The following is a 9,568-nucleotide window of genomic DNA, read 5'->3' as shown; positions in this document are numbered from 1 at the left end:
TTTCCAAACCATTTATTACTATATTTAATAATGAAGTTAATGTTTAAAAACGGTCAACCATATTTAGGGACGTTCACTCATCTCCCTTTTCTCATCTCTCATCACCAATTTGCTAGCTAATCGCTTTATACAGAAACGAGTAAATTTTAAAGTTATTTTACGACTTTTAAAATTAGAAGAATCGCTGGAAAAGTTGTACTTTTGCCAAGTTTTATTCTTTACAACACAACAAAAACACATAAATGAGACAAGCTAAGTATATTTTCGTGACAGGGGGCGTGACGTCATCCCTAGGAAAAGGAATTATAGCAGCATCGCTGGCAAAATTGTTGCAGGCGAGAGGTTATTCGACGACAATTCAAAAATTTGATCCTTACATCAACGTGGATCCAGGAACGCTAAACCCGTATGAGCATGGAGAGTGTTTCGTAACGGATGACGGTGCGGAAACAGACTTGGATTTAGGACACTATGAAAGATTTTTGAATGTGCCAACTTCTCAAGCGAACAACGTAACAACAGGACGTGTTTATTTGTCTGTTATCGAGAAAGAGCGAAGAGGAGAGTTTTTGGGGAAAACGGTTCAAGTAGTGCCTCATATTACCAATGAAATTAAAGAACGCATGCAGTTACTTGGTAAAACAGGAGACTATGACATCGTGATTACAGAAATTGGTGGTACAGTAGGGGATATTGAATCATTGCCTTATATTGAATCTGTGCGTCAGTTGTTATGGGAATTGGGGGATAATAACGCTATTGTTGTTCACCTAACTTTAGTTCCTTACTTGGCAGCAGCGGGAGAGTTGAAAACAAAACCAACCCAACACTCTGTAAAAACCTTGATGGAAAGCGGAATCAAAGCTGATATCTTAGTTTGTAGAACAGAGCACAATTTAAGTTCAGAAATTCGTCAAAAATTAGCCCAATTCTGTAATGTAAAACCAGAAGCGGTAATCCAATCCATTGATGCGGAAACGATTTATGACGTTCCAAACTTAATGTTGCAAGAAGGATTAGATAAAGTAGCGTTAAAACGCTTAGATCTACCAGAAAAGCAAACACCAGATTTAGTAAAATGGAATGAATTTATTCATCGTTTAAAATTCCCTAATCACGTGGTTAATATTGGACTAGTGGGGAAATACGTAGAATTACAAGATTCGTATAAGTCTATCTTAGAAGCGTTAGTTCACGGAGGTGCTCAAAATCAAGCCAAAGTAAATATCATCACAATTCAGTCGGATTTAATTACGGCAACAAACGTAGGAGATAAATTGAAAAACCTAGATGCGATTTTAGTTGCTCCAGGATTTGGATCCCGTGGTATTGAAGGAAAAATAGAAACCGTTAAATTTGCAAGAGAAAACAACATTCCATTCTTGGGTATTTGTTTAGGTATGCAAATGGCAGTAATTGAATATGCAAGAAACGTATTAGGATTCCAAACGGCCAATACGACCGAAGTAAATGAGAGTACACAATTCCCTGTAATTACCTTTATGGAAGACCAAAAAGATATTACAGATAAAGGAGGTACCATGCGTTTAGGTGGATGGGATTGTAAGTTGAAAGAAGGCTCAAAAGTATTTGATATTTACGGAGAGAGCATGATCAATGAGCGTCACCGTCATCGTTATGAATTCAATAACCAATATTTAGAGGATTTCGAAAAAGCTGGATTAACTGCTTCAGGATGGAATCCAGAAACGGGATTGATTGAAATCGTAGAATTGGATACGCATCCATTCTTCGTTGGTGTTCAATTTCACCCAGAGTACAAAAGTACGGTAGCAAAACCGCACCCACTTTTTGTTCATTTTGTAAAAGCAGCTATTGATTATAAATCCAACTAATCAATAGATTTTTTTATATAACAAATTTTATCACTTACAAATTAAGTAATGGAAGGAAAAAAATTAGATCGTAACAGTATTATAGGCTTTGTGATTATTGCCGGATTGCTTGTTTGGTTGATGTTGAACAACATTAATAAAGAGCAAGAGTCAATAAAAAAAGATACTGAATTAGCACAGAAAGAAAGTGTAAAACAAGAACAATCCGCTACCTTTGAAAAGGCCCTTGAGGCACCTGTAGCAGGAGACTCTTTACAAACAGAACAAATTCGCGCTACATTCGGACCTTTTGCTTATAGTGCGATGTTACCAGCAGCTAAAGGAGGAACTACAACTTTAAAAACAGACTTACTTACACTTGAAGTTGATAATAAGGGAGGAAAATTATCGCATGTAGTTGTAAATAATTTCAAACGTTTCAGTAAAGATTCAGACGAAATCGTTGCCTTGATCAAAGATCACAATGCGACATTTAATTTACAATTGCATACTAAAGACAATAGAGTGTTCAATACGGAAGACTTGTACTTCGAACCTACGTTGACAAAAGAAGGAGAGAACCAAGTATTAGCTATGCGTTTGAAAGCTTCTGAAACGGAGTTTTTAGAGTATCGCTATGTGTTGAAACCAGATGATTATATGCTAGATTTCTCGATCCGCACACAAGGATTGAGCAAAGTAGTGGATGTGTCTAAAACCCCTGAGTTAAATTGGGAAATGAAAACGTACCGCAATGAAAAGAGTATTGCATACGAAAATAGATATGTTCGCTTGTATTACGAGCACGAAAAAGGAAAAGACAATAACTTAAGTGAGTCGAGTAAAGATGATACAAAAGAGTTGAAAGACGTTTCGTATATCGCATACAAACAACACTTCTTTACTTCTGTATTATTGACTAATAAGAATTTCGAAACGGCGACGTTAAATACAAAGAACTTAGTCGCAGACGAAAAAGTAGATACGGTATTTACTAAACAATTTGCAAGTACAATTCCATTAGCCTATAGCAATGGGGAGTTGAATTACGATATGAATTGGTATTTTGGTCCATCGGACTATAAAATATTGAAATCATACGACCGCAATTTAGATAATATCGTTCCTTTAGGATGGGGAATCTTTGGATGGATGAACCGTTTCCTATTTATTCCTGTATTTGGTTTATTAACAAGCTTCTTACCTTACGGAATTGGAATTATTGTTTTAACGATCCTAGTGCGTTTATTTACTTCACCGTTGACGTATAAATCCTATGTTTCTCAAGCGAAGATGAAAATGATTCGCCCAGAGGTAAATGAATTAAACGAGAAGTTCAAAAACGACCCAATGAAGAAACAGCAAGAAACAATGAAATTGTATTCGAAAGCTGGGGTGAATCCAATGGCTGGTTGTATTCCTGCCTTACTACAGATTCCAATCTTCTATTCGTTATTCCAGTTCTTCCCATCATCATTCGATTTAAGACAAAAGAGCTTCTTATGGGCAGATGACTTATCGTCTTATGACTCGGTATTGCAATTGCCTTTTAACATTCCATTCTATGGAAACCACGTGAGTTTGTTCCCCTTATTGGCTTCCATCGCGATCTTCTTCTATATGAAGATGACAACAGGAGACCAACAAATGGCACAACCGACACAAGAGGGAATGCCAGATATGAGCAAAATCATGAAAGTGATGATCTATATCTCTCCCTTGATGATGTTATTCTTCTTTAATAACTATGCTTCAGGTTTATCGTTGTACTACTTCATCTCAAACTCGATTACAATTGGTATTATGTATGTAATTAAAAACCACATTGTAAAAGACGAAAAGATTAAAGCGACGATCGAAGAAAACAAAACGAAGAAACGTCCACAAGGAAAATGGCAGCGTAAAATGCAAGAAATGATGGAACAAGCACAAGAACAACAACGCTTGAAAGATCAAAACAAAAAATAGTACTACGGTATAAATAAAAAACTCCTCTTCACTAAGAGGAGTTTTTTTGTTTAAAAGGAGGGTGGCTTTTGGGGCCATCCTCCTTTTTTAAGTTGTTTAGATCGGCTCTTTTTCTTTTATCCACTTTTTTTACGCTGTCCTTTTTTCCAAAAGGACCTACCTTTATTGAAAGGTTTCTTTTGAAAAATGATCGTTTGATCTAATGCAGACAAGTACAGCGATATATTGTATAAAAAAGTAAATGGGTCATATATTATGCTTACTTTTGATTAAATTTACAATTTATGAAAAAATTAATACTTTTTAGCTTTTTAGCAACTGCAGCAGTGGTGAATGTGCCAATACATGCACAAGATAAAGTGAAATTCTCTAAAGAACAGTTGAAAATAATGGATGATATGCTATTTGATGAAGTATTCGTCGGTGTAAGTTCCAAGAAAAATTCAACGCTTATTCTTAAAGATGGAACCAAAAAAGAGGGATCTGTTTCTGGAGTAACCAGAAAAAAAGGTCAAATTACAGCAATCAAAATGAAAGATACGGCTGGTAAAAAAGTAGAGTTCCAAGCAGATGAAATTCAAGAAATGTACTTGCCTATTTCAGGATTGGTAAAAGGAGCTAAAGTAGCGAACTACTTTGACAATGCACGCAACTGGGGAAGTAAAAGCTTAACTAAATCAACCAATCCAGACGAAGTGTATGTAAGAAACATTACCGCTTCCTTAAAAAACAAAAAAGAGGAAAAGGAATACTTGATGCAATTAATTAATCCAACTTTTAGTAGTCAAATCGAAGTGTATGCAGATCCAATGGCTTCTGAAACCTCATCGGTTGGCTTTGGCGTAGGACCTAAAATTGGAGGAGGAGTAATTAAATCCTATTACATCAAAAAAGGAGAGGAAGTCATCTGGCTTAAAAAAGGAGAATTTGAAGAACACTACAATTTTCTTTTTGGGGACAACCAAGAATTTTTGCAAAAATACCCATACAATTCAATTAAATGGGATTACCTAAGCTATTTAATCGCTGAGTACACAAAAATGGCTGAAGAGAACAACTAGTACATAAACAAGACAAGGGTGACCCAAAAGGTTGCCCTTTTTATTTAAAAAAAGGAAGCTAAACGATGCTGTTTTCTGCTTATAGCCAGTGGTTTTTGTTTGGTTTTGTAAGGGTATATTACTTTTTTTTAGGTGTAAGTATGGATGGTAAAGTAGTAAGTTTTAAAAACAAGATATATTGTAATGGGTTGATTTTTAATTAAATAAGGTTGGTTTTTTTGCACTGTTTTCATTTGTCCACCCTTTTGTCCACCCCTCATTTTCTCATTTCTTTCACTAAAGAGATAATTTTGTAAAAATTAGGTTTCCTCATTTAACTTGATTACCAACAAAACTCAATCTCTTTCAAATGAAAAAAGCGCCCCTTACTTTTTTACTTCCGCTATTTTTGCTGTGGAATATTGTTCTTCATGCACAAACTTATCAACCGCTAAGCTTAGATGGGTTTAATGAAGATGTGATTGCCAATGGAGTTGGAATTGCTTCGTCGAGTACAACCAATGATATGGATGGGGTATCCTATTGCCTTCGCAGTTTGGATTGGAAGTTAACCGCCGAATCAATACCACAGACAACTGGATTGCCTACAAATGGACGCATTACTTCTCAAGCGTCTACAACACCTAATTTGCCGTTTCAACTTCAAGATTACAGTAGGAATAATGTCATTCAGTTAAAAACTCTTGGAAATACGATTACATCTAACGTAGGTGGGCAAGTAAAAGCCCAAAATATCTACATTCTAGCTACTTCTGCCTCTGGTTTTTCTACTTTGCATTGTAGGGTTACTTTTGAAGATGATTCATTTCAACTGATAAGCGCTACTTTACCCGATTGGTATGATGGAACAACTCTGCCAATTGCCTATCAAGGATTTGGAAGAGTAACTCGAATGAATAATGAGGCGGAAAATTCAACAACCAACCCTAGATTGTATCAATTTTCGATACCTATTGATCCTGAAAATCAAACGAAAGCAATTAAGTCTATTGGGTTTTCACATGGAGGAGGACAGGGAATGATTAGTGTTTTTGGTGCTACAGCTGAGTTGGTTCCTTCTTGTCCGAATCCGATATCGATTATTATCAATCAAATTACTTCCTCTACCGCTAAAGTTAATATTACACCACCGAACATAGCACCGGCTGGAGGATATGATTTCGAAGTGAGAAGCAATGGAAATCCAAGCTCTGGAACAACAGGATTAGTAATAAGTGGATCTACTATTGCCAGCAATTTAGCCGTTGTTTTGGAGCGTTTAGCTAGTGGAGAAACCTTCTATTTTTATGTGAGATCTAAGTGTAGTGCAACAGAATTTGGAGATTGGCTAGGTCCCTTTATTTTCACTACCTTATGTGAAACGCGAGGCGCTTTTAATGAAAATTTCGAGTCTCAACCTATAGGATCAACAAACAATGCTAGTTTGCCTCCCTGTTGGGGAAAAATCACCACTGGAAATGGGTATCTATACACCAGTAGTGCTTCTTCTTATTCCGGAAGTCACAGCTTATATGTATACAATAGCAACCAAAATACAGGTGATTTACTGGTGGTTTCCCCTCCAACCAATCAGTTAGGAAATGGTGGGTATCGCGTTCGATTTCGAGCGAGGAGTACAGCTTCGACTCTGTCAACCTTAAACGTAGTTACCTTAGAAGATCCCAATACGACTGTCGGAATGCAATCTTTAGCCACCATACCATTGACTACTTCATTCAAAGAGTATTTCGTCAATTTTCCGGCAGGAACGGCTAATTACTTTGGATTAGCCCATGGTTTGAGCGATGAATATCAAGCAATCTATATCGATGATATTCGCTTCGAGCCAATACCGACTTGTATTGTACCCACCGATTTAACTGTTTCAGCGGTAGGTTTAAACACAGCAACCATCGATTGGACAGCCACGTCATCGCCTAATACGGAAGGATATACGTATGAAATACGAACTTCAGGAGAAGCGGGCAGTGGAAGTACTGGATTAGCTTTTTCAGCACAAGTAGATTCAAATACAAGGACAGTAAACCTTGCTAATCTAGTTCCAGGAACAACGTATCACGCTTATGTGAAAGCGAATTGTACTGCCACAGATGAAAGCTATTGGACAGATGCAGTAGCATTTACACCCAATTGGTGTATGCCAACCTATGGAAATGGATCCTCTAATCATCGCATTACCGTAGTGAATATTGATGAAATTAATTTTACCGACCAAATCCCTTCTTATACCCAAAGAGACCGAACAGCCGAGTCTATTCCTGATTTACAAGCTGGGAGTAGTTATACGTTTAAAATAACGACTACGGGCTATACTAGTACGGGAGTTGCTATTGATTTTAATATTGATGGCGTTTTTGATCAACAGACAGAAGTATTGGCAGTACCTGATTATATCGCTAACAATACCCAAGTATATACAGCTACTGTGGTTATACCCAATACTATAGCTACAGGAAATTATCGCATGCGCATTTGGAATCGCAGTGCGAATGCTGGAGGAGTAGGCAATGGAACAGACCCTTGTGGCGCCTATAATTATGGAACATGGGCCGATTATACGGTAAAGATTCTAGAGGTTACACCACCTCCTGCCGCTGTAAATCAAGTGTTTTGTAAAAATGAAAATAAAAAAGTTAGCGATTTAATCGCTACTGGCGAAAATATCAAATGGTATGCGAGTGAAACAGCAACTACTGCGTTGCTACCGTCTACACTACTAAGCAGTGGAACTTATTATGCTACGCAAACCATTGGAGGAGAAGAGAGTGCGCGTCGAACGCCTATTCAAGTGGAAGTAGACAATCCTAGATTAAATTCGATTAGTGTATCTTCCTCTTTTCAATATAGTACCCCGGCCCAAGCGATATTAATTGGTATTAGAACTGTGTTGGGACCATACGTTTTAACTTGGTATGAAGCGGAAACAGGTGGAACGAGTATTCCTACACCCGATACGGCTACGTTACCCGTAGGTACCCATGTATATTGGGTTAGTACATTTAGTACAACAGGCTGTGAAAGTGCAAGAAGTAAAATTAACTTGGTTGTTAACCCATTAGCACTCTATATTAGTCCTACAGCCGTAACTAAATTCTATGGAGATGCCGATCCTGAGTTAAGGTATACCATCCATAACGACTATAATGGGGAACCATTAACAGGAAGTTTAGTTCGAGATCCAGGAGAAAATGTGGGTTCTTATGCGATTCGCCAAGGGACTTTGACCGTTGCTTCTTCGAATTATAGTTTGACTATGATTGCGGCCGCCTTGACGATTTCACCTGCTCCATTAACGGTAACTGCAGAAGCAAAAACCAAAGAAATAGGGGCAGCTGATCCTATGTTGACCTATCAAGTTTCAGGACTAAAAAATGGAGAGCTAGCAGAAGATGTATTGACTGGAAGTTTAACGAGAGATCCTGGAGAAGAAACGGGGGTTTATCCCATTACGCAAGGAACATTAGCCTTGACTTCTGCGAATTATGTAATGCGGTACCAACCAGCTAATCTAGCGATTCGAACAACCACTATTGTGGTTAAGGCAAATGACCAAACCAAAGGCTATGGAGATACGGATCCAACATTAACTTATACCGTATCAGGATTAGATCCTGCCATTGATCCCAGTACGGTCTTGAGGGGTAGTTTGTCACGCGAACCAGGCGAAAATGTTAGGAGTTATGTCATTACCCAAGGTACACTGACAGCAGTAGCAGGGTATACGTTGCAATTTGAAGCTGCTGATTTAACCATTACCCCTGCTACAGTCACCATAACCGCAGAAGCAAAAACCAAAGTGTATGGCGATACGGATCCTGTATTAACCTATACGGTTAGTGGATTAAAGGGAACGGATACGCTTACAGGCAGTTTAGTTCGTCAAGTAGGCGAGGCTGTAGGGACGTACGAAATCCAACAGGGCAGTTTAGCGGCATCAACGGATTATACTCTTGTGTATCAAGCCGCTGATTTAGAAATTACCCCTGCCACCGTAACGGTAACCGCAGAAGCGAAAACCAAAGTATATGGAGAAACCGATCCTGCATTAACGTATATGGTAAGTGGATTAAAAGGAACGGATACGCTTACAGGAAGCTTAGTTCGCGAAGTAGGCGAGGCTGTAGGAACGTACGAAATCCAACAGGGTAGTTTAGCGGCAACCACAGATTACACCCTCGTGTATCAAGCCGCTGATTTGGAAATTACCCCTGCCACCGTAACAATAACGGCTGATGCACAAACCAAAGTGTATGGCGATACGGATCCTGCATTAACGTATATGGTAAGTGGATTAAAAGGAACGGATACGCTTACAGGAAGTTTAGTTCGTGAAGTAGGCGAGGCTGTAGGAACGTACGAAATCCAACAGGGTAGTTTAGCGGCATCAACGGATTATACTCTTGTGTATCAAGCCGCTGATTTAGTTATTACACCTGCCACCGTAACCATAACGGCTGATGCACAAACCAAAGTGTATGGAGATACGGATCCTGCATTAACCTATACGGTTAGTGGATTAAAAGGAACGGATACGCTTACAGGGAGTTTAGTTCGTGAAGCAGGCGAGGCTGTAGGAACGTACGAAATCCAACAGGGAAGTGTAGCGGCACCAACGGATTATACTCTTGTGTATCAAGCCGCTGATTTAACCATTACCCCTGCCACAGTAACCATAACGGCTGATGCACAAACCAAAGTGTATGG

4 protein-coding genes are annotated in these 9,568 nt (G+C 38.5%); all 4 read left to right on the top strand.

Translation table 11 applies throughout. From position 1 onward, the window contains the following. Positions 1-242 precede the first annotated feature (242 nt). A complete protein-coding gene (locus ACPDHL_RS15615) occupies positions 243-1,856 on the top strand; it encodes a CTP synthase (RefSeq protein ID WP_430533653.1) in 1,614 nt (537 codons plus the stop codon). 48 nt (positions 1,857-1,904) lie between these two features. Continuing rightward, positions 1,905-3,803 carry a membrane protein insertase YidC gene (gene yidC, locus ACPDHL_RS15610; RefSeq protein ID WP_430533652.1) on the top strand — a complete coding sequence of 633 codons (1,899 nt, stop codon included), beginning with the start codon at positions 1,905-1,907 and terminating at the stop codon, positions 3,801-3,803. Between the two features lie 284 nt (positions 3,804-4,087). Continuing rightward, the gene (locus ACPDHL_RS15605) at positions 4,088-4,864 is read left to right on the top strand and encodes a hypothetical protein (RefSeq protein WP_430533651.1); all 777 of its coding nucleotides are present in this window, start codon (positions 4,088-4,090) and stop codon (positions 4,862-4,864) included. A gap of 349 nt (positions 4,865-5,213) precedes the next feature. Further along, on the top strand, positions 5,214-9,568 hold a 4,355-nt coding region (locus tag ACPDHL_RS15600), incomplete at its 3' end, for an MBG domain-containing protein (protein WP_430533650.1).

This window comes from Myroides sp. C15-4 (assembly GCF_050522745.1).
Taxonomy (GTDB): Bacteria; Bacteroidota; Bacteroidia; order Flavobacteriales; family Flavobacteriaceae; genus Flavobacterium.
Note: the sequence above shows the minus strand (reverse complement) of the source record. Positions and strands in the feature narration are given on the sequence as shown.

What these genes read in the sequence shown, in the direction of transcription:
- ACPDHL_RS15615 (WP_430533653.1), top strand. Translation starts at nt 243, where the DNA reads ATGAGACAAGCTAAGTATATTTTCGTGACAGGGGGCGTGACGTCATCC.
- ACPDHL_RS15605 (WP_430533651.1), top strand. Translation starts at nt 4,088, where the DNA reads ATGAAAAAATTAATACTTTTTAGCTTTTTAGCAACTGCAGCAGTGGTG.
- yidC (WP_430533652.1), top strand. Translation starts at nt 1,905, where the DNA reads ATGGAAGGAAAAAAATTAGATCGTAACAGTATTATAGGCTTTGTGATT.